Origin of the sequence: Spirosoma spitsbergense DSM 19989 (genome assembly GCF_000374085.1) — a bacterium.
In the GTDB taxonomy this organism is placed as follows: Bacteria; Bacteroidota; Bacteroidia; order Cytophagales; family Spirosomataceae; genus Spirosoma; species Spirosoma spitsbergense.
In genome coordinates, this window is the sequence record NZ_KB893577.1 from 1 (window position 1) to 21,129 (window position 21,129).

Below are 21,129 nucleotides of genomic sequence, written 5' to 3' on the forward strand. Positions count from 1 at the left end.
ATTTAGGTTTTCAGGGTTTTGCTGATGAGTACCGCAGTGAGCGGGCGGTGCTAGCTCACAAACGGAAGCGGGTCAAAAAGGGGCTGAGCAATGAGCTGAGTGTGGTTCAGAAGGCGCATAACAAAGCCGTCAATGGTGAGCGGGTGGTGATTGAACATAGTTTGGGCGGGATGAAACGCTATCGTATTTTGGTAAACAGAAATCGGCTGAAAGTAACTGCGGTGTTAGACAGACTGTTAGGCGTCTGTGCGGGCCTTTGGAATCTAACCCTCTCATAATCAACTTACACCAACTCTAATATATTTCTTGCTTAATGAGCGGACTTTAACTTAGCGTATCCGTCCTGATCGGATCTAATTTTTAATTCTATTTTAATCTAACTAAAAGCGAATCAGTGCTTAAGATAATCGATTAGCAAGCTTTTTTTGGATAGTATTCTCTCCTTAAAAATGGGTATTTTCCCCCTTTTAGGTGAAAAAAATTTCTTAGACTTTTGTTCTTAATTATCTCCAAAAGAAACTTATGAATACTATTCCACATAAAACTGACCCTTCACATGGCGGAGTCCGTGGCGATGATTTTGACCGGCGTTCTTCACAGGCAGAAGGACGATTTGGACGTATGTTCCGTAGCCTGCCACCCGCAGCCTGGAGTGAGGATGCGCTGAAAAAACTGGCTGGTACCGGTCGGGTATTAGTTGAGGGAGCCATTGAAACACCGGGCATGGTATCGCCACCGGAGGTAGATGAAACACATCGCAAATTACCTTTCGCACCGCCTGAAGACCCGAAAAAGCGCCTACAGGATGACGAAGAGAACAGTGGTATCGATGCCGGTTACACCTACTTGGGCCAGTTTATCGACCACGATATTACGTTTGACCCAGCCAGTAGCCTGCAAAAACGAAACGATGTAAATGCCCTTGTCGACTTTCGTACTCCCCAGCTTGATCTCGATTCAGTATATGGTGGTGGCCCGAACGACCAGCCCTATATGTACCAGGGAAGAGACCGGCATGGCAACGTCCGGCTATTTCAGCTTGGCCGTAAGCTGACCGAAGGCAAAGGAGGCAAACACATTGGCGATGATTTACCCCGTCATACCTGGACCGATCCAAACGGTAAAACCTATCACCGGGCACTGATTGGCGACAAACGGAACGACGAAAACGTCATTATCAGTCAATTGCACGGCGTGTTCCTGAAATTCCACAATCGGTTTGCTACCGACAACCCAGATATGGATTTTGGTGAAGTGCAACGTCATGTACGCTGGCATTATCAGTACGTCATTCTGCACGACTTTCTGTATAAAATCGCCCGAAAAGATGTCATTGAAAGCGTGTTACCTCACTTTGTTGAAGGGTCAATCTTTGATCACCCCCCCAAACTGCGCTTTTATAAACCCAAGCATGATGCGTTTATGCCTATTGAATTTGCAGCAGCCGCGTATCGATTCGGCCACTCCATGGTTCGCCCAATTTACCGGCTAAATACCAAACTGACCGGTGGCAACGATCCGGATACTACGGATCCTAATGAGAAAGATCGGGGTATCGACGGCCGTCAGTTTATTTTTGCTGGCTTGAAAGACCGGGGACTCAATGGTTTCGATGAATTTCCGGCCGAATGGGGTATCGACTGGAATTTATTTTTCGATCTCACTGAAGATAAGGACAAACGATTTGGGAAGGAGCGTACGCAACCCTCTTACAAGATCGATACATCCCTGGTCAATCCATTGGCATTTTTGCCGGAGTTCTCTGATGTGAAAGCTACCCCACCCCTTGACGATATTGCGAAGCTGCAGGCAACTGCCCGGAAACGGGAAATACCCAATCTGGCGTTGCGTAATTTACTCCGGGGAATGTCTATGAGCCTTCCTTCGGGTCAAGACGTGGCCCAGCTTATGGGCCTCATCCCTATTAAGGACGAAAAACTTCGGGTTGGAAAAGCGACAAACAAGGCGGATTACGAAAAGTCACCCACGCTCGTTTCGCTGGACAGCGAGTTCAAAAACAAAGCTCCGCTCTGGTATTATGTTCTGGCCGAAGCCCAGCACGAGTGGAACGAGAAAGGTGGCAACGAGGATGGCAGTAGCGAGAAAGCCCCCCCCATCCAGCTTGGCGAAGTAGGCAGTCGGATTATTGTTGAAACGCTGGTGGGGATGCTACTAGACGACGGCCATTCAGTGTTACGTGAGGCTCCAGCCTGGACACCTTCCATTGGCAAAGGAGCCAAATTCGACATGCCCGACTTTATCAAGTACGCGATCAACGATCTTAAATACCCGCTCAAACATAGCTAGGTTTAAGAAATGTAATTGCTCTGACTGGTTGGAAGAATAGCCAATCAGTCAGAGCAATTATGTTAGATACCCACCATATCTTCCGGTTTTACCCACTCGTCAAACTCTTCCTCCGTCAGGTAGCCGAGTTTGAGGGCAGTTTCTTTCAGGGTCGAACCATTTTTATGAGCGGTCTGGGCAATTTCGGCAGCTTTGTAGTAACCGATTTTTGTATTCAGCGCCGTTACCAGCATCAGCGACGAATCGACGTGCTTTTTGATATTGGCTTCGATGGGTTCGATACCCTCCGCACACTTGTCGTTGAACGATACGCACACATCGCCAATGAGCCGGGCCGAGTGCAGGAAGTTAAAAATCATGACCGGCTTGAACACGTTCAATTCAAAATGGCCGCTCATACCGCCAATGTTAATGGCTACGTCGTTGCCCATTACCTGCGCGGCCACCATCGTCATGGCTTCGCACTGGGTTGGGTTTACCTTGCCCGGCATGATGGATGAACCCGGCTCGTTATCCGGAATATGCAGTTCACCGATACCCGCCCGTGGTCCCGACGACAGCATCCGGATATCGTTCCCGATTTTCATCAGGCTGGCGGCAACGGTTTTCAGCGCACCGTGGGCTTCTACAATGGCATCGTGCGCAGCCAGGGCTTCAAACTTATTTTCAGCCGTTACGAACGGCAGACCCGTTACGGTGGCAATATGCTTCGCAACGTTCTCCGAATAATTGGGGGGCGTGTTAATACCTGTACCCACGGCGGTACCACCCAGGGCCAGCTCGCTCAGGTGAGCCAGCGAATTATTGATGGCCCGCAGCCCGTGATCCAGTTGCGAAACGTAACCAGAAAACTCCTGCCCTACCGTCAGGGGTGTGGCATCCATGAAGTGCGTCCGGCCAATTTTAACAATGTGCATGAACTGCTTCGACTTGGCAGCCAGGGTGTCACGCAATTTGGTGATACCCGGAATGGTTACGTCCAGCAGGATTTTATAGGCTGCAATGTGCATAGCCGTCGGGAACGTATCGTTGCTCGACTGCGATTTATTCACATCGTCGTTGGGGTGAAGAAACTTCTTCTCGTCAGTCAGCTGACCACCCTGGAGTACGTGACCCCAGTAGGCCACCACTTCATTGACGTTCATGTTCGACTGCGTTCCCGACCCTGTTTGCCAGACCACCAGCGGAAACTGGTCATCAAGTGTACCGGCCAGAATTTCGTCGCAGGCCTGCCCAATGAGGTCGCTTTTTTCCTGGGTTAACACGCCCGCATCGAGGTTGGTCAGCGCAGCCGCTTTTTTGAGGTATGCAAACGCCCGGATAATCTCGCGGGGCATTTTATTGATGTCCTGCGCAATTTTGAAGTTTTCGATGGAGCGTTGAGTCTGGGCTCCCCAATACACATTGGCCGGTACCTGAACCTGGCCCATGGTGTCTTTTTCAATACGGTATTCCATAATCAATTTTGAATGAGCGAATTAGTGAATGAACGAATGAAAAATGATGGATAACCATACATTCGCTCTCTACGTTGCAAAGGTAATTGTCAGGCCAACAGGGTTGCAAGGAATTATTATCTTTGTCTGGCTGGTGTCAATTGACAGTATTAAAACCAGCAAATTACTATGCAGGTATCTGTTCGAAAAATTATGGAAGGATTGGGAGGGGATCGATTCGTAAAGCGTCCGGTTCGGCACGAATTTGACCTGATTGAAATCTTTAAGGAAGGTTTACCGATAGAGTCGGTCGCTTTCCTGCAAAACAACTTCGGTTTTACCAATAAAGAAATGAGTCATATTCTGTCTATCTCCGAGAGCACGTACCAACGGCGGATTCGGGCAAAAGCCATTCTAACAAAAGACGAAACGGAGAAAGCTATTTCATTATCGGAACTGTATGCAAAGGGTATAGATGTGTTTAGAAATAAAGCTAATTTTGAGAACTGGCTACAAACCAGGATACCAGCTATAGGAAATCAACGCCCTGCCGATATGCTGGATTTGATGATTGGGCGGCAGCAAGTAATGGATGAGCTGAACCGAATTCTTCATGGAGTCTTTTCCTGATTCGTATTTCTTTCCTAAAAAGTACAGGTACTACAAAAGAAGGAAAGAAAAGGTCGAACATCATTGGAAACTAGATTTGATTCATGATACTCTATCGAATTACGGATGATCGCTATGCCACCGATCTTAATGGGTCGGGGGAGGTGTTTACTTCAGGTCGCTGGAATCGACAGGGAACGCCTATCGTTTACTTAACAGAACAAGTTTCATTAGCCAAACTGGAAGTATTAGCGCACTCACCCAGTCTCCCACACGGCAGATCGCTGGTGTTTGTAAGCCTACCTGATGAAGCCTCTAGTATCGCTATAGACCCGGCAATATTACCTGTAAACTGGCAAAAATGGCCTTATCTGGATGAATTGGCGGATATAACCGACCAATGGATTGCCGAACGTAAATGCTGGATCATGCGCGTTCCATCTGTGCACTCACCCACCGAGTTTAATTACCTGCTCAATCCACTCCACCCCGAACACGCGACGCTGAAGTTAATCAGTGTAGAGCCTCACCCCTTCGATTCCCGGCTGAAATAAGCAGCAGATGGTTTCGGATGAATGTCCTGTTTGATATCACACCTATCCCTTCAGGGCACGATCTGTTTTCACGTCCTGTCCCGACCAGATTGTTTTGGCGGTCCAGGGCATCTCGGGAGCCGACCAGAACGGTTCAGAAGCAGACAGGCCCAGTGGCAAAAAAGCAACCGAGCACAGGTACAAACTACCCGTTGAGATATACGTTTCGCCAATGGAAGGCTGATGCCCGCAAAGGCCAATCTGAAGCCATCCCTTGGCATCGAACGTACCGGGCGCATCCATAGTCCGATGAATAACGGCAGTCAGGGCCGAGCGTACCTGTCCGGCCGGCAGTTCCGGGGGTAATTCCTGTTGCAGGGCAAGCTGGGCCAGTAACTGAAAGGCCCCGCAACGGTACGCCAGCGATCGACCGAAAGCGGCAAAGGACCCATCCGCACAAATAAGCCTTTCCTGTATCATGGCGTACCGCTGGGCACGAGCCAATAGCGTTTCATACAGGCCTTTGTCTGCTTTTCCGGCATTCGACAGCGTCTTTACGACATCGAGCAGCATGGGCTGAATCACGTAGCTGTTGTAATAATCCCAGTGGAAATCGGGACCATCACCGTAGGTCCCATCGCCTTTGTACCAGGCCTGATGCTGACGAATGGCGTAATCCATCCGTAGTTCATCGCCATAACCGGCATATTTCAACAAAGCGGCTTCCACCATTGCACTGAATAAAAGCCAGTTGTTATAACCGGGTTTAATCACCCGGCTGGCCTGCAATGCGTTGATAACATTGGCTTGTTCGACAGTGCTTAGCGCATGCCATAGCTTGGGGGAGCGAACAAGACCGTGCGCCAGAAAAGCCGCATCGACCAGCGGCTGACCACCATTGGTGAAATTTAAGTAATCGGGTGCTTTCGGGTTAACACCGTTGGCAATGGCCTGTCGGGACAGGTCAAGGTATCGCTGGCGTGAACTGCTTTCCTGCACATCATCATCAGCGTTTAATTCCAGCCAGGGCGCTAGGCCTGCCATAGTGCGCCCGAGTGCTTCCAGATGCGACACAACCAGTCGGCCTGCCTGCTGCCCCGGTGCCGATTCTACCGGCATGGTCGCTTTCAACTGATTTTTTGCCAGTGCGGACAGAACCGGATCGGCTACTTTCAATAGTGTTTGCAACCAGTATGCACGGTCTTCTGTTCCAGTTGCATTCGCCCTAACAGGTAAGGCCTTGTTTTGGTCTATCGCTCCGCCGACTGCGTGGAAACTAATGGGTAAGGTAGCCGCAAGCCGGGCAAAGGTCCGTCGTTTCATAGAATCAATGGTTAAGCAGGTACTTTTCAAGAAAGCGACTACCCCTGAATTTTACTGATAAATACGGTGTCATTCGAAGCGCAAATACCGGTTAGCTGAACCGTTCAGGGTAAAAACACTGTTACAAATCCAACACTTGCCCTTTCCGTTTACCTGTGAGCCAAGATCAGAAAAAAACCGAACCGGCGGCCACCGGAGTACCGGCCACCGTTGGAACACCTACTGCCAGTGCTGGAGTGCCGGCCACCGGACAAATTTTTGACTGGGCTATTTTGCGACGTCTTTATACGTTTGTTCAGCCCTATCAAACCCGTTTCTACCTGCTGGTTGGTACCATCCTGGTTTCCGCCTGTTTAGCCCCTCTGGCACCGCTGCTGATTCGCTATACCATCGACAATATCATTGCGATGGGTAATTACCAGCAGCTAACCCTGATGCTGGTGCTGATGATTGGCGTATTGATCGTTCAGGCCGTTGTTCAGTTTTTGAACACTTACCTGTCGGGCTGGCTGGGACAATTCGTTATCCGCGACATTCGGGTGCAGTTATACCAGAAAATACTATTTCTCCGGCTTAAGTTTTTCGACAATACCCCCATTGGCCGACTGGTTACCCGCGCTATATCGGACGTTGAAACGCTGGCCGATGTGTTCAGTCAGGGAATGGCCGCCATTGCGGGCGATATCCTGCAACTGGTTCTGATTATCGGGGTTATGTTCTATACCGACTGGCGCCTGGCGGCCATCAGCCTGTCGACCATCCCACTCATGCTGTTCAGCACCTACGTTTTCAAAGAGAAAATCAAGAAGTCGTTCAATAATGTGCGTACGGCCGTTGCCAACCTGAATTCATTCGTGCAGGAGCATATTACGGGGATGAACATCGTTCAGATTTTCGGCAGCGAAAAAATTGAGGCCGAGAAGTTTAGGGTCATCAATGACGAGCATCGGGCGGCCAACATCCGGTCTATCCTCTATTACTCTATTTACTACCCCGTGGCCGATATTATTTCGGCGGTGGCAGTGGGGATGGTTGTCTGGTACGGGTCGACCCAGATTATTCATTCGGACGTTACGTTTGGTACGGTCACCGCTTTCGTGATGTTTATCAACCTTTTTTTCCGTCCCATCCGGATGCTGGCCGACCGGTTCAATACCCTGCAAATGGGCATTGTCAGTACCGACCGGATTCTGAAATTGCTGGATAGTGACGATTACACCCGCAACGATGGCCATTTCGCCCCCGAAACGATTCAGGGGAAGGTGGAATTTAAGGATGTCTGGTTTGCTTACAATGATGAAGACTGGGTATTGCGCGACATTTCGTTCCAGGCCAATGCGGGCGAAACCATCGCGTTTGTGGGCGCTACCGGTGCGGGCAAGTCATCCATCATCAACCTGCTGAGCCGTTTCTACGACATCAACAAAGGTGATATCTGGATTGATGATGTCGACGTTCACGACTATGAACTGGGTCATCTGCGCCGGAATATCGGCGTTGTGTTGCAGGATGTGTTTCTGTTCTCTGACTCCATTGAAAATAACATCACGCTGGGTGATAAACGAATCACGCGGGAGCAAATCGTGGAAGCGGCTAAACTGGTGGGGGTTCACGAATTCATCGAACGCCTGCCGGGTGGCTACGAATACAACGTCATGGAGCGCGGCTCTACCCTGTCGGTGGGACAGCGACAGTTGATATCCTTCGTGCGGGCGATGGTGCAGAATCCAAAAATTATCGTGCTCGACGAAGCTACTTCATCCGTCGATACCGAAACGGAGGAGATGATTCAGGATGCCATCGGTAAGCTGATGAAAGGGCGCACCGCTATCGTGATTGCTCACCGGTTATCGACCATCCAGAAAGCCAACAACATCATTGTGGTCGATAAAGGACGCATTGTGGAGCAGGGCAGCCACGAGGAACTGCTACAGCACGAGGGTTTTTACGCCAATCTGTACCGAATGCAGTACAAAGAAGTGGTGTAAGAGTTTACTTCCCGGGTCTGTTCAGGCAATCCTTTCCTCCTCTTCCAGCCCACTGCCCGTTGTACCTTCCGTAATGACGGAGTGGCCTGCTACATTGGGTTTTGCATTGGTAGGACCGGGCCCGCTGCCATCCAGCGCATAGGCAATGGAATCGGCCAGATCATCGGGGGCAATTTTAGCGGATTCGCCGGGCTTCCGGACAGGTTCAGGATATTCCGTGTCCGTGTGCTGGTTGATTACCTCTTCATCAGCATGCGGATCGGTTTCCATACCGGTAGGAACCGTTTCGACTGGGCGTTTGCTGGCATCACCGCCGGTCATTTTACTGGAATCGGGCATGAGGTATCGCATGGCGTCGTTGCGTTTAGTACGCAACCATAACCAGCAAACGGGGATTGGTGTTTGATGACAGGATCATTCCTCCGTTAATTTCGTCACCATTATCTTATCGATCCTGCTTTTGTCCATGTCGATAATTTCGAACTGGTAGGCGTGCCAAATGAAAGTTTCGCCGGTTTGGGGAATATCTTTCAGAATATGGAGGGCAAAGCCGCCCAACGTATCGAAACCCGTTAGCTCACGTTTGGTCTGGGCGTTGATCGTGATCGAAAAATAAGATAGAAAATCCTCAAAGGGCAACTGGGCATCAATCAGAAAACTACCGTCTTCGCGCTCCCGAATCTCGTAATCGGAATGGGTATCGTCGTTGATGTCTCCTACCAGCACATCCAGAATATCGTTGATGGTAATGATACCGAGCACCCCGCCGTACTCGTCTACAATCATGCCGACATACTGCCGGCGTTCCCTAAACCGCTCCAGTACCTGATAGGCGCGGTTGTTTTCGGGGATAAACAGGACATCGCGCTTCATGTCCTGAAGGCGCGTTAACTCCACGTCAAAATCGCGCCCCAGAAAGTCTTTCGTATAAATCAGGCCAACAACTTCATCTACCCCGCCGTTGCAAAGCGGATAAACGGAATGCTTATAGTCCAGTATCTTCGCCTTATTTTCGGCCGTTTCATCTTCCAGATCGAGGTAGATAATTTCCTGGCGGTTGGTCATCAGCGAGGTAATCTTACGGTCGCCGAGTTGGAACACGTTCTGAACAATCTCCTGTTCAATCTCTTCGATGGCCCCCCCCGAGGTGCCCTCCTGAATCAGACTTTTAATTTCCTCCTCCGTTACCGAACTGGCATTTGGCTTGATATTCAACAACTTAAGCAGCAAGTCACTAGAAAGGGTAAGCAACGCAATGAACGGCGACGTTACTTTAGAGAGGAAAATCATTGGCGCAGCCATCGTTTTGGAGATACCTTCCGGATTTGATAGCCCAATCCGTTTTGGCACCAGTTCACCAAAAACAAGCGACATATACGTGAGCAGCAGCAACACCAGTACCACCGCAATGGAATGAGCGTATGGCTGGACAATATCAATCCGGGCAACAAACGCCTGCACATCGGTGGTGAGTTTATCGCCCGAAAAAATACCCAGCAAAATACCGATCAGCGTAATGCCGATCTGCACCGTTGACAGAAACCGATTAGGTGAATTCGACAGGTCGAGGGCTACCTGTGCCCGACGATCACCGTTCCGGGCAGCTGTTTCTAACTTCGACTTGCGGGAGGAGACTAGCGCAATTTCTGACATTGAGAACACCCCATTCACAATCGTCAGCAGTAAAATAATGAGTAGTTCCACAAAGGGATAAAGTTGGCCTGTTGCAAAAATATAGAAACTGAACTGCTTTCCAACCGATTCTTATGTGCGACAGAGTAGCAGTTTCATTACTTTTACGGTTTGAACTGCTTATTGTTCTAATGATTGTTTTTATAAATGACCGCCCCATCCGGCTTGTAGGTCCGAAAGCCGCTGCTCAATTAACGGATCCAGCCTCGGAAAATGGCCCGCCAGTGACGGAGTATGACGAAGTTGTGGATGCCCGTTTAGAGTTGCTCAGGGACGATGTGCTGCACGGTCACCTGCTGGTTCTGAACGCCACCCCTACTACCGTCAGCAAATTACTGGCGCTGCTTCAGAAAGCCGATGCCAGTTATATGCTTTCCGTAACCCTGGGCTGTCTGGACAAAGAAGCCTGCGAAGAAGCCATCAAAAAGCCATTCAAGGTAATTAAAGCGGCTGGTGGTGTAGTGCTTAAGGGCGACAAAATGCTACTGATGTTCCGGCGGGGCGTCTGGGATTTGCCAAAAGGGAAATTAGATCCCGGCGAATCCTCCCGAATGGGAGCCGCCCGCGAAGTTCGGGAGGAGACCGGCGTTAAAGTATCCGTCAATCAGCGAATCTGCACCACCTGGCATACCTATACCCTTAACGGTAACCGGATTTTAAAACGGACCAAATGGTATCAGATGGGCGTACTGGACGATAGCCGGATGGCTCCGCAGTTTGATGAAGATATCGAGAAACTAGCCTGGTTTAACCGGCGTGACACGAAGCTGGCCCTGACCAATTCCTTTAGCTCAATTCGGTACGTTATTGATCAACTACAGACGATGGGCGTTAAAAGTTAGACGCTGTCCAGCCGTTTTGACTGCCCTGTTGCTTTTACTCCTCACGACTCACGGGTTCCTGTAATTTATACGGCAGGAACTCGTCTACCTGCTGACCGTAGCGGTGCAGGTCACGAATAATGCTTGAACTGATAGGAGCCAGTTGCGGGGAGGTAATCAAAAACACGGTATCCAAATCTTCATAGATGTACCGGTTAACCTGCGAGATGCCATTCTCGTATTCAAAATCAGTGGTGTTACGCAGCCCCCGAAGAATAAACTTCGCGTTGATTTCCCGCGCTACATTAGCCGTTAAATCTTCATAGGTAATGATACGCACGGCCGATTGATGGCGAAAAGCACGTTCAATTAACTGCGTCATCTGCTCCAGCGGGAAATAGCGCTCTTTACGGGTATTTCGCCCAATACCAATCACGACTTCATCAAACAACCGCAGGCCCCGCAGTACAATATCTTCATGACCTTTTGTAAAGGGATCAAACGAGCCGGGAAACAAGGCAATTCTTTTCATCAGGTGTTAGTGAGTGAACGAATGAGCAGCCTGAACAGATTTTATCCCGCTCATTCGTTTAATAAACCTAATCCGTACAAACTCAAATACCGGTGATCGGGCAGGTCGCTGAATTCAGGTGCCAGCGTTAAACCAGCAGGCACCGTACCGAATGACAGGCTGGGCAGGAAACGACTCAATTCCGAATAGGCTTCCGAAAAAGGAGTAATCTCACCAAATAGAGAAATGGGAACGGCACCGGCAGCCAGGCTTTGTTCATCAAGCACATAAAGAATATAATACGCTAAATCCTGCACATTTTTATAACCAAACCGGTTGCAGTAGCGCAATTGATGTTCCTTCCAATACAGTATTGTTACGAATTCATCTTCAAAATAGAGGTAAATACTACCAGCCGTTAGCGACCGGCGATCCAGATCGGCCGTAGCCTGGATGAGGGCACTGGTCTGGTGAACGAAAACGAGCGGCTGGAGCGGATACATTTCCGAAAAATAATTAAACAAGGGGTGCTCCAGGTTGAAAACGGACAAAAAGTCGTCTGCTTTGTGCGCGTATACCTGGGCGAACTCATGGGGAGGCAGAAGACTTCCTCGCATCAAGGCCAGATAACTAGCCGCATATTCTTTGCGAAAAAGCGGTTCGGGTATCAGCGTGAATGAGGCCGAATTAATACCAATCCGAATTTCCTGCCAGGGTCCTGCCAATAGTATCTCGTGGTTGCGAAACACATCGGGCAGAACGCCCAGTAAGGACTGGTCGGTCGATAGTGATGAAAATCGGTAGTCTTCAAGGCACGAAGCCTGTCCACCTGTGTCCCGCACCAGTAGCTGAAACCGGTCCTGTCCTACTTCCAGGCATAAAACCGATTTTCCGATTTTTCCTGGATCGAACGAGGACGTACGTATGGTTGTCTTGGGAGCAAGGGTCACAGTGGTTGGCACAAATGGGCAGACTAGAAAGTAAAGAGTTACATTTATCGGTTAAAGAGAGCGGTAAAAAGAGGGAGCCCTTGGTAGTATATCTTTATTGTAAATAGCCACGGAGCCGAAAAACATCATCCATCGACTGGCAGTACTGAAACAGGGCGTGAACGTCGGTGGGTGGATACGCTTTTATTTCGTCAAAACTCATCAACCGCACCTCGTCTATAATCTGCCCGTCGGCACTCATTTCAGGGTCGAAACCCTGCCTTAACGAGCCGCCCGTTACCCGGACGTGGAAGAACAGTTCCATAGCATGAAGGGGAGGCTGTATGAACTCATTCACGAATAGCATATCACCAATTTCCACGTCCAGGCCAGTTTCTTCCACAAATTCCCGGACCAATGCACTGGGAGCCGTTTCATTGAATTGCGGGCCACCACCCGGCGGGCACCAGAACGTATCGGTCGGCCCGATACCCCGGTGTTTGACCATCAGCAAACGGTCCTCTTCCCGGTACAATCCGCACACCCGGAGCCGAAGCCGGTTGCCATATAATTTCAGCACCTCCTCGCGGGGCTTGTCTACATCCATTACCTGCGTCATGGTCAATACTAATTTGGGGACGCAAAGGTAAGTTTTAATGATGAATGATAAATGATGTATTGTGTATATTCACCCTGAACGTACATCCTACATCCTATACCATACCGCACGGGCGGCCCCGATCAATACGGACTTCCTGAAATGTAGCTTTCGAGGGAATCGATCCGGGTTTTCTGGTCGACAATAATAGCCGATACTACGTCATTGATCGAGATAATACCGATCAACTCTCCCTGGTCCATAACGGGCAGGTGCCGTATATGTTTGTCCGACATGATCTGCATACATTCCTCGATGCTTTGATCAGGCCCAATGGTAATTACATTAGCCGTCATCACGTCAGCAATGAGCGTACCGTCGGAGTGGCGGTCTTTCAGGATCACTTTTCGGGCATAGTCCCGCTCAGAGAAAATCCCCGTGAGCACCCCTTCGTCGATAACCAGTACAGCCCCAATATTTTTTTCGGCCATGAGCCGGAGTGCATCCAGTACGGTTTTGTCGGAGGAAACGGAAAACAGCGCATTGATCGTTTTGCCCTGGAGTATGTGACGAATATTCATTGCTGGAAGGATTTAGTTGTGGGTGAAAATACTAAAAAAGAAGAAAGGGTGAAAGGGAAAGAACGGAAAGGGTAAAAAAAACCTGAAACGTAGTGGCTCCCACTTCGCAAAGGGCTACTTTTCACTTTTTCCTTTCTGCCCTTTTTTGTACCTTAGAAGCATGAACGAAACCCAAACAGCCGCTCAATTGCTGGCTAAACGTTTCCCCTTTAAACCCACCCCCGGCCAGTCACAATTCTTTGAACAGATTGGTACGTTCATCACCCACGAAGACTTTGAACACTACCGGGACTGCTTCCTGCTGCGGGGTTACGCCGGTACCGGCAAAACCACACTCGTTGGTACCCTGATTAAGGTATTACCCCGATTTGGGTATAAGTCTGTACTACTGGCACCCACGGGTCGGGCGGCAAAAGTGATGACCAGCTACGCCAAAAAATCTGCCCAGACAATCCACCGAAAAATATATCGGCAGGTAGCGGACCCAGGGTCGGGAACGCTGGCGTTTCAACGGCAGAAAAACTACCACGAAGATACGCTCTTCATTGTGGATGAGGCTTCCATGATTTCGGACGAAGCGGATTTTGGCGGCAAAGGGCTTCTGACTGACCTGATTGATTTCGTTTTCGAGAATCCGGGCAACAAACTGCTGCTCGTGGGCGATACGGCTCAGTTGCCCCCCGTTGGCCGGGAGTTGAGCCCCGCACTGGACCGGGGATTCCTGGCCAGTGCGTTCGACATGACGGTGTACGAGCAGGAGTTGACCGAGGTGATGCGGCAGGATGAAGAATCCGGTATTCTGTACAACGCCACCGGCCTGCGGATGCTGCTGGACAACGACGGCTCACCCACGCCTAAAGCTGTTGGATTTGATGCGCTGTTGAGCGATAAGCCAACGGTTTCCTCAGCCGACACGCCGGCCATTCAGCTCAATGTCCGGTCGTTCAATGACATCTTCAAAATGCCGCTGACCAAACTGGAAGATGGCATCCGGTATGCGTATGACAAATACGGCCGGGAGAACACGGCCATCATCTGCCGGTCCAATAAAACGGCGGTTCAGTACAATCAATTTGTCCGGCGGATGATTGACCAGTGCGAAGAAGAACTCGACGCGGGCGATATGCTGATGATTGCCCGGAATAATTACACCATCCTGGATGAAGAATCGCCGGCGGGTTTTCTGGCCAATGGCGAATTTGCGGAGGTGCAGAAAATCCGCAATAAAGAAGACATGCACGGCTTCCGGTTTGCCACCGTCACGCTGCGCCTGGTAGACTACGAGGACCAGCCCGATTTCGACGCCAAAATTATGCTCGACACCCTGCACACGTCCGTTCCGTCGCTGGCTTCCGATCAGTACAAAGCCCTGTACGAAAGCGTGATGAAAGATTATTTCTACATCAAGAGCAAGAAAGAACGATCCGAAGCCATCAGGCGCGACCCGTACCTGAACGCCTTGCAGGTCAAGTTTGCCTATGCTCTCACCTGCCACAAGGCGCAGGGCGGACAGTGGAGTGCCGTGTTTGTCGATCAGGGCTTTTTGCCCGATGGTCAGGTGAACGATGAGTTTGTGCGCTGGCTGTACACCGCCCTGACCCGCGCCACCGACGAAGCCTTCCTGATGAACTTTAATGCACAATTTTTTAACTAAGATGTTCGGTTTACAGTTTGAGATTTACTGACGGAACAGACGCAACCGCACCAGCGCCCCGTCGTAAACCTCGCAAACGATAAACCAAGAACTCGTATGTCTCTCGATTGGATTATGAGCGCCTGCATCGGCGTTGGGTTAGCTGCCTGTTGTGGCTTTCGCATCTTTGTGCCGTTGCTCATTGCCAGTGCTGCCACAAAATTCGGCTTTATCGGTACGATGGCCGGTTTTGAGTGGCTGGGCACCTGGCCTGCCCTATTTGGGCTTTTAGTGGCTACCATGCTGGAAGTGGGAGCCTATTACGTTCCCTGGCTCGATAATGTACTGGATACCATTGCTACGCCAACCTCCATCATTGCCGGCACCATACTCAGTACGTCTTTCCTACACATCGACAACCCGGTGTTGCACTGGGGCCTGGGTTTGATACTGGGCGGGAGTTCGGCGGGAATCGTTCAGGCGGGCACTAGTTTGCTTCGGCTCGGTTCCTCCGCCACTACGGGCGGGCTGGCCAACCCCGTGGTAGCCTCCGGCGAAAACATCGCGTCTATCGTGCTATCTATCTGTAGTATTTTGCTGCCGCTGGTCACGGCCATTGTTATCGGCCTGATATTGTTGTTTATCATGAGTCAACTGGCGGCCAAACGAAAAATCTGGTTCAGCCGTACTCCAAAACAGGCAGGCAACCCCCTCAGCCAGATACCCCGCAGTAACAACGGGAGGCCGTAAAAAGAGGAGTTTCGTGAACGTACTACCTGAACGATTGCACCCTGTATGGATACAATACAGGTACGTTACGGGTAGTTTCAGGCAAAAAACATTCCCGGTCACTGGTGTTCATTCAGCAAGTGGCTGTTGAATGACTACCAATGACCGGGAATGACTGTTAAATGGCTACGCTTACAACTGCGCTACCGTCCGGCGCACGAAGGCGGTTAGATCGGCTCCTGTCAGCATATTCTGGGATAGCAAAGCCAGATCATACACCTGTTTCACCATCGCTTTCTGGTTATCACCGTCTGCTTCAGCCAGGATACGGCCAATCAGCGGGTGGTTTCCGTTTACGACTACATTGTGCATCATCGGGAAGTTGCCGTACATGGACTGTTCACCCGACAGGGCCGACATGTCCTTCATCCGGCGCATAAACTCTGGCTGCGTGATGGTAACGGGCAGTTCGTCGGTAGGCTGGGCTTCGATGCTGACATTCAGCATTTTGTTGTCCAACACTTGATTGAATACTTCCTTCAGTTTGGTTTTGTCATCTTCCGACAGAACGCTTTCGTTATTCAGCCCCTTGTCGATAATCTTATCGAGGGTATCGGCATCGACGCGCTGGAAATGCACTTTCTCGAGTTTCTGCTCCAGCGCATTGATAAAGTGGGCATCGATGACATTGTCCATCAGCAACACGTCGTAACCGCGCCGGATGGCCGATTCCACGTAGGCATCCTGTTGTTTACGGTCGCTGGTATACAGCACTACCAGCGTTTCGTTTTTGTCGGTCTGGTTAGCCTGAACTTTCTCGCGGTACTCGTCGATGGTCGTGTAAACCCCTTCCGTATTTTTGAGCAACACGAAGTTTTTAGCCTTCTCCCAGAACTTGTCGTCGCTCAGGATACCGTACTTGATGAACAGACCGATATCATCGAATTTCTCTTCAAACGCTTTGCGGTCGGCGTTGAACAGGTCGTTGAGTTTATCGGCTACTTTGCGGGTGATGTAGCCGTTGATTTTCTTGACGTTCGAGTCAGCCTGCAGGAAACTCCGGGACACGTTGAGCGGAATATCGGGCGAGTCGATAACGCCGTGTAGCATCATCAGGAAATCGGGCACTACGTCCTTCACCTCGTCGGTGATGAACACCTGACGGCTGTATAGCTGAATTTTCTCGCGCTGAAACCGCAGTTCGTTTTTGATACGGGGGAAGTACAGAATCCCCGTCAGGTTGAATGGATAATCGACGTTGAGGTGAATCCAGAACAGCGGTTCCTCACTCATCGGGTACAGTTCGCGGTAAAACGTCTTGTAGTCTTCGTCGGTCAGTTCAGATGGCGACTTCGTCCAGATGGGCGTGGTGTTGTTTACCACCTTCCCGTCGAACTCAACCGGCGTCGGCAGGAAGCGGGCGTACTTATCCAGGATACGCTGAATACGGTCCTTGTTCAGGAACTCCTCGGAATCGGGGGCAATGTGCAGGATAATGTCCGTGCCCCGTTCAGCCTTTTCGGTAGGAGTCAGTTCAAACTCGGTAGAGCCATCGCAGGTCCAGCGCACACTTTCGGCCCCTTCCCGGAACGACTTCGTAACAATATCGACCCGTTCGGCCACCATAAAGGCCGAGTAGAAACCCAGGCCAAAATGACCGATTATCTGGCCTTTATCGTCGGTTTTATCTTTGTATTTTTCCAGAAAATCGGATGCGCCGGAGAAAGCAATCTGGTTGATATACTTCTTCACCTCGTCGGCAGTCATGCCGATACCATTGTCAGAAACGGTAATGGTTTTGGCTTCCTCGTCCAGAGACACGGTTACTTTCAGTTCGCCCAGTTCGCCCCCAAATTCGCCGAATGAGGAAAGCTGACGTAGTTTCTGCGTAGCATCAACCGCATTGGACACTAACTCGCGCAGGAATATTTCGTGGTCGGAGTAAAGGAATTTCTTAATGATGGGAAAAATATTCTCGGTATGAATCGAAATCTGACCCTTTTCTCCCTTTTCGTTTTGTACGGCTTCCATAAGGTTAAAGTGATAATAGATTTTGGTATTGACAGTGAGCCTTCAAATCCTGTTCCAGCCTGTCCATTGCTGACAGATTGACAGCTTCCCACCAATACTTCGCTTATCAATAAGCCTTATATTGGCACCTAAAGCACTTTCCCTCCGCATCGTTCACTCTTCGGGGTGGTAGAGTCAGACACTGTTCTCCGGTAAGACCATGGCAAAACAACGACAACGACTCGACAGCAACACTATTATTTCCATTACGGCCACCATCGTCAGCGTCTGTGCCCTTTTTTTATCAGTCTACCAGACCATGCTGTCCCGACAACAGCAAAGTACGTCTGTATGGCCAAAACTGGTCATTAGCAACGCCTATTTCAACGATGGCGACTTTTACTGGTTAGACATCCGTAACGTAGGCATCGGTCCGGCCATTATCAAAGACGTAACCATTGAGCAGGCGGGCAAACCGTACCAGAGCATGAACGAATATGTTACCTATGCTCTCACTACCAACGCAGTGAAAGACAGTACTTTTTCCCTGGATTACAGTGAGCTGGATGTGGAGGATGTAATTCCTCAGGGAGAAAAAAAACGACTGATAGACGTAAAGGGTAAAGAAGCTACGCGGCTGTTTCTGGAGAAACGCAAACAATTCCGTCTGACGGTTACGTACGCGTCCATTTACGGCGAAGAATGGACCGTGCAGTACGGTCCGTTCGGGAAGGCTGCCAGTAAGAAGTAATGACCAACCATTAGCCCCACAGGCCTGTTATTGATATAATGACCTATACCGACATCTCCCTTCCAGACGTTGAAGCCCTGCGCCAACAGCCCAACACCGCCGTGGTAGATGTGCGTGATGAGTGGGAATTTGACGAGTTCAATATTGGCGGGCTAAACATACCCCTGCCCGACATCCGCGCCCGAAAAGCCGAACTACTCCCTTACCAGTCCCTGATTGTGATCTGCACTAACGGCGTTCGAAGCCGGGTAGCGGCCAAGGATTTCCTGCGCCAGCCAGCGTTACAGAACAAGAGTATTTACCACCTGCACGGTGGCTTAGTGGAAGCGGTGGACTAACTCACAACCGTAAAACCCGGTTTGGCTGCCTGCTTTTCGACGTGTGGCAGGGGGATCTGCAAAATATCGTGAACGTTAACCCGGATCAACTGCGATAACTGACTGAGTGGCAGATCGTTTCGTTCAAGCCCGAACGGGTCTTCAATCTCTTCGCCAATCATTTCCAGCCCAACCAGAATATACGATGTCAGTACCACGGCCGGAATGGTCAGATAGCCGTAAAAGTCAATGACGGTGAAGGGCAACACAGCCACATACAGCAAAATAAACAGTCGGATAAACAACTGGTACGAAAACGGAATTGGTGTACTTTTGATGCGTTCGCAGATACCACAAACGTCCATCAGGGTTGTCAGATACCCATTCACGTTGATGTGCTGCGAGTTAGACAGGTAGCCTTTTCGATAGAGGGTTTCGGTACGTATTCTGAGCTGGCTCGATACCCCGGCAGGCTTGTGATCAAACTCTTCCAGAGATTGATTTTCAGGCATTTCCTCCGTTTCTTCCAGATCATCCAGCGTCTTCACATCGCGCAGATGATTGCGGAGGGCAAAAGGAAAATTTGCAATCGTTCGGGCAAAAAAGAGTCGATTCTCGGTATCGTCCGCCGGAAAAACGGCGTTGAAATAAATGGCTAAGTTTCGGCAGTTATTCACCAGAACGCCCCAGGTACGACGCCCTTCATAAAAGCGGTCGTAGGCGGTATTGGTGCGAAAGATCAGGAGTAAGCTTAACAGAATACCCATAGCTCCCCAAAAGGATGCGGGCGTATCTTTCAGCCGAAGGTCCACGTAGTTCAGTTCAACGACCGTGATTACCAGTACGTAGATGAATACGATGATTAATCGACGTACCAGCCTCCTTGCCGTAGGGCCGGTATGAAAGTGCCAGATAGCCGAGAACCAGTCTTTCTTTTTGTAAACAATCATAACCTTGCAATAAACTCAATTACTAACGGACTGTCCATACGCATTGTTCAGTGTAAGTATGTGTCTAAAGCATTTCACCGGCAAAAACCTGTCGGGCCGGTCCAATCAGGTAGATGTTATCAAAAGCACCATTGGGCAATGGATTAAACGACACCCGTAGATTACCACCCAGGGTTTTGATAACGGTCGGACTATGAATACCCTCCTGCTGATAGGCCACCAGCGCAACCGCCGTTACGCCAGTGCCGCAGGAGTAGGTTTCATCTTCCACACCCCGCTCGTAAGTCCTGACATACAGCGTATTCCCGTCAAGTATCTGCACAAAGTTAACGTTTGTCCCCCCCGGCGAAAAACGGTCGTCGTGCCTTACTTTCCGCCCGTCGGCAACCACGTTCACCGCATCGGTATCGTCCAGATCAGTAACAAAGCGAACAACGTGCGGAGAGCCGGTATGCAGAAAGGACATGCCGCTTCGGTCTTCGATACCCGATACGTCGCTCATTTTCAGAAATATTTCGTCCCCGTGTACTTCGGCCAGGTGTTCGCCATCAACAGCCCGGAATCGGGTTTTGTCGGTGAACAACCCCAGGTCATGGGCAAACCGGACGATACACCGCCCGCCATTACCACACATGCTGCCTTCTGCACCGTCGGCATTGAAATACACCATCCGAAAATCATAGTCATCATCGTTCTGGAGCAGAATGAGCCCATCGGCTCCTATACCAAACCGTCGATGACAGATTTGCCTGATTAATTCCTGATTACCGGCAGGAAATGACTTGTTCCGGCCAGGCCGGACCCGATCATCGATCATGACAAAATCGTTTCCTGTACCCTGATACTTGAAAAATTCCATACTGTCTGGTACGCATTGAAACGTACGTTTTATCCGTTGAAACCGGCCGGGCGGGATTACGTTCCCTGCCGACTAACAAAAAAAGCCACCCTTTTGGGCAGCTTTGATCTTTTTCTGACAGGCAGGAAACTACGCTGCTGCTACTACCTTCGCCTTTGGCTTCCGCTCTTTAACACGAGCAGCTTTACCCTGACGGCCACGTAGATAAAACAGACGGGCCCGACGGACTTTGCCCATACGAACTATCTCAACTTTGTCGACGTTGGGCGACAGCAGCGGGAAGATACGCTCGACACCAATGCCGTTCGATATCTTACGAACAGTAAAGGTTTCACCACCGCTGCTTGGATTCCGACGCTGAATAACCGTGCCCGTGAAGACCTGGATACGCTCTTTGTTTCCTTCGCGGATTTTAACGTGAACGTTCACCGTATCACCCGCCCGGAATGTGGGCAACTCTGTGCGACGCTGCGCGTTGTCTGCCTCTACTAATTTTATTAACTCGCTCATGACCGTATATAAATCGCCAGATAACTATTTGCGAAATGAGCC

The 21,129-nt window shown here is 50.1% G+C and carries 22 protein-coding genes; 10 read left to right on the forward strand and 12 right to left on the reverse strand.

What is annotated here, in order from left to right; genetic code table 11:
* Together B157_RS0125350 and B157_RS0125355 are read left to right on the forward strand one after the other, a co-directional pair.
* On the forward strand, positions 1 to 278 hold a 278-nt coding region (locus B157_RS0125350; protein WP_020606118.1), incomplete at its 5' end, for a transposase family protein.
* Between the two features lie 244 nt (positions 279 to 522).
* Positions 523 to 2,307 (forward strand): peroxidase family protein, encoded by a 1,785-nt coding sequence (locus B157_RS0125355; RefSeq protein WP_026308964.1) that lies wholly within the window; start codon positions 523 to 525, stop codon positions 2,305 to 2,307.
* A gap of 62 nt (positions 2,308 to 2,369) precedes the next feature.
* Here the strand turns inward: B157_RS0125355 and fumC are convergent, their stop codons facing one another.
* Positions 2,370 to 3,764: a class II fumarate hydratase gene (gene fumC, locus B157_RS0125360; protein ID WP_020606120.1), complete on the reverse strand. Its 1,395-nt coding sequence runs from the start codon at positions 3,762 to 3,764 to the stop codon at positions 2,370 to 2,372.
* Positions 3,765 to 3,932: 168 nt separating this feature from the next.
* Between fumC and parS the strand changes: the two genes are divergently transcribed.
* Together parS and B157_RS0125370 are read left to right on the forward strand one after the other, a co-directional pair.
* Complete coding sequence (parS, locus tag B157_RS0125365; RefSeq protein ID WP_020606121.1) at positions 3,933 to 4,373, forward strand: type II RES/Xre toxin-antitoxin system antitoxin; 441 nt, start codon at positions 3,933 to 3,935, stop codon at positions 4,371 to 4,373.
* Positions 4,374 to 4,456: 83 nt separating this feature from the next.
* On the forward strand, positions 4,457 to 4,906 hold the full coding sequence (locus B157_RS0125370) for an RES family NAD+ phosphorylase (RefSeq protein ID WP_020606122.1): 450 nt from the start codon (positions 4,457 to 4,459) through the stop codon (positions 4,904 to 4,906).
* Between the two features lie 42 nt (positions 4,907 to 4,948).
* Here the strand turns inward: B157_RS0125370 and B157_RS0125375 are convergent, their stop codons facing one another.
* Positions 4,949 to 6,208 carry a DUF2264 domain-containing protein gene (locus B157_RS0125375; RefSeq protein ID WP_020606123.1) on the reverse strand — a complete coding sequence of 420 codons (1,260 nt, stop codon included), beginning with the start codon at positions 6,206 to 6,208 and terminating at the stop codon, positions 4,949 to 4,951.
* A gap of 236 nt (positions 6,209 to 6,444) precedes the next feature.
* On the opposite strand from B157_RS0125375, the gene B157_RS0125380 reads away from it, so the two are divergent.
* Positions 6,445 to 8,196: an ABC transporter ATP-binding protein gene (locus B157_RS0125380; RefSeq protein WP_026308965.1), complete on the forward strand. Its 1,752-nt coding sequence runs from the start codon at positions 6,445 to 6,447 to the stop codon at positions 8,194 to 8,196.
* A gap of 21 nt (positions 8,197 to 8,217) precedes the next feature.
* On the opposite strand, the gene B157_RS0125385 is transcribed toward B157_RS0125380, so the two are convergent.
* The gene (locus tag B157_RS0125385) at positions 8,218 to 8,547 is read right to left on the reverse strand and encodes a hypothetical protein (RefSeq protein WP_020606125.1); all 330 of its coding nucleotides are present in this window, start codon (positions 8,545 to 8,547) and stop codon (positions 8,218 to 8,220) included.
* A gap of 63 nt (positions 8,548 to 8,610) precedes the next feature.
* Positions 8,611 to 9,900 (reverse strand): hemolysin family protein, encoded by a 1,290-nt coding sequence (locus tag B157_RS0125390; protein WP_020606126.1) that lies wholly within the window; start codon positions 9,898 to 9,900, stop codon positions 8,611 to 8,613.
* Positions 9,901 to 10,019: 119 nt separating this feature from the next.
* Here B157_RS0125390 and B157_RS0125395 point away from each other — a divergent pair, with 119 nt between their 5' ends.
* The gene (locus B157_RS0125395; protein WP_026308967.1) at positions 10,020 to 10,730 is read left to right on the forward strand and encodes an NUDIX hydrolase; all 711 of its coding nucleotides are present in this window, start codon (positions 10,020 to 10,022) and stop codon (positions 10,728 to 10,730) included.
* A 34-nt stretch (positions 10,731 to 10,764) separates the two neighbouring features.
* Here the strand turns inward: B157_RS0125395 and coaD are convergent, their stop codons facing one another.
* The 4 genes from coaD to B157_RS0125415 form a co-directional block, all read right to left on the reverse strand.
* The gene (gene coaD / locus B157_RS0125400; RefSeq protein ID WP_020606128.1) at positions 10,765 to 11,241 is read right to left on the reverse strand and encodes a pantetheine-phosphate adenylyltransferase; all 477 of its coding nucleotides are present in this window, start codon (positions 11,239 to 11,241) and stop codon (positions 10,765 to 10,767) included.
* A gap of 50 nt (positions 11,242 to 11,291) precedes the next feature.
* Positions 11,292 to 12,170 carry a DUF3822 family protein gene (locus tag B157_RS0125405; protein WP_020606129.1) on the reverse strand — a complete coding sequence of 293 codons (879 nt, stop codon included), beginning with the start codon at positions 12,168 to 12,170 and terminating at the stop codon, positions 11,292 to 11,294.
* A 94-nt stretch (positions 12,171 to 12,264) separates the two neighbouring features.
* Positions 12,265 to 12,768: an NUDIX domain-containing protein gene (locus B157_RS0125410; protein ID WP_020606130.1), complete on the reverse strand. Its 504-nt coding sequence runs from the start codon at positions 12,766 to 12,768 to the stop codon at positions 12,265 to 12,267.
* A gap of 122 nt (positions 12,769 to 12,890) precedes the next feature.
* The gene (locus B157_RS0125415) at positions 12,891 to 13,328 is read right to left on the reverse strand and encodes a CBS domain-containing protein (RefSeq protein WP_020606131.1); all 438 of its coding nucleotides are present in this window, start codon (positions 13,326 to 13,328) and stop codon (positions 12,891 to 12,893) included.
* A gap of 160 nt (positions 13,329 to 13,488) precedes the next feature.
* On the opposite strand from B157_RS0125415, the gene B157_RS0125420 reads away from it, so the two are divergent.
* Positions 13,489 to 14,982 (forward strand): ATP-dependent DNA helicase, encoded by a 1,494-nt coding sequence (locus B157_RS0125420; protein ID WP_020606132.1) that lies wholly within the window; start codon positions 13,489 to 13,491, stop codon positions 14,980 to 14,982.
* Positions 14,983 to 15,078: 96 nt separating this feature from the next.
* On the forward strand, positions 15,079 to 15,711 hold the full coding sequence (locus B157_RS0125425) for a DUF4126 domain-containing protein (RefSeq protein WP_063881405.1): 633 nt from the start codon (positions 15,079 to 15,081) through the stop codon (positions 15,709 to 15,711).
* A gap of 171 nt (positions 15,712 to 15,882) precedes the next feature.
* Here the strand turns inward: B157_RS0125425 and htpG are convergent, their stop codons facing one another.
* Positions 15,883 to 17,721, reverse strand: a complete 1,839-nt coding sequence (htpG, locus tag B157_RS0125430; protein WP_020606134.1) for a molecular chaperone HtpG — start codon at positions 17,719 to 17,721, stop codon at positions 15,883 to 15,885.
* Positions 17,722 to 17,920: 199 nt separating this feature from the next.
* Here htpG and B157_RS0125435 point away from each other — a divergent pair, with 199 nt between their 5' ends.
* Together B157_RS0125435 and B157_RS0125440 are read left to right on the forward strand one after the other, a co-directional pair.
* A complete protein-coding gene (locus B157_RS0125435) occupies positions 17,921 to 18,451 on the forward strand; it encodes a hypothetical protein (RefSeq protein ID WP_020606135.1) in 531 nt (176 codons plus the stop codon).
* Positions 18,452 to 18,489: 38 nt separating this feature from the next.
* The gene (locus B157_RS0125440) at positions 18,490 to 18,789 is read left to right on the forward strand and encodes a rhodanese-like domain-containing protein (RefSeq protein WP_020606136.1); all 300 of its coding nucleotides are present in this window, start codon (positions 18,490 to 18,492) and stop codon (positions 18,787 to 18,789) included.
* On the opposite strand, the gene B157_RS0125445 is transcribed toward B157_RS0125440, so the two are convergent.
* The 3 genes from B157_RS0125445 to rplS all read right to left on the reverse strand — a co-directional run bounded on the left by B157_RS0125445 (position 18,786) and on the right by rplS (position 21,087).
* A complete protein-coding gene (locus B157_RS0125445; protein ID WP_020606137.1) occupies positions 18,786 to 19,718 on the reverse strand; it encodes a bestrophin family protein in 933 nt (310 codons plus the stop codon). The genes B157_RS0125440 and B157_RS0125445 overlap by 4 nt on opposite strands.
* A 64-nt stretch (positions 19,719 to 19,782) precedes the next feature.
* Entirely contained in the window at positions 19,783 to 20,577 is a 795-nt protein-coding gene (dapF, locus tag B157_RS0125450; protein WP_020606138.1) for a diaminopimelate epimerase, read from the reverse strand.
* A gap of 129 nt (positions 20,578 to 20,706) precedes the next feature.
* Positions 20,707 to 21,087 (reverse strand): 50S ribosomal protein L19, encoded by a 381-nt coding sequence (gene rplS, locus B157_RS0125455; RefSeq protein ID WP_020606139.1) that lies wholly within the window; start codon positions 21,085 to 21,087, stop codon positions 20,707 to 20,709.
* Positions 21,088 to 21,129 lie beyond the last annotated feature (42 nt).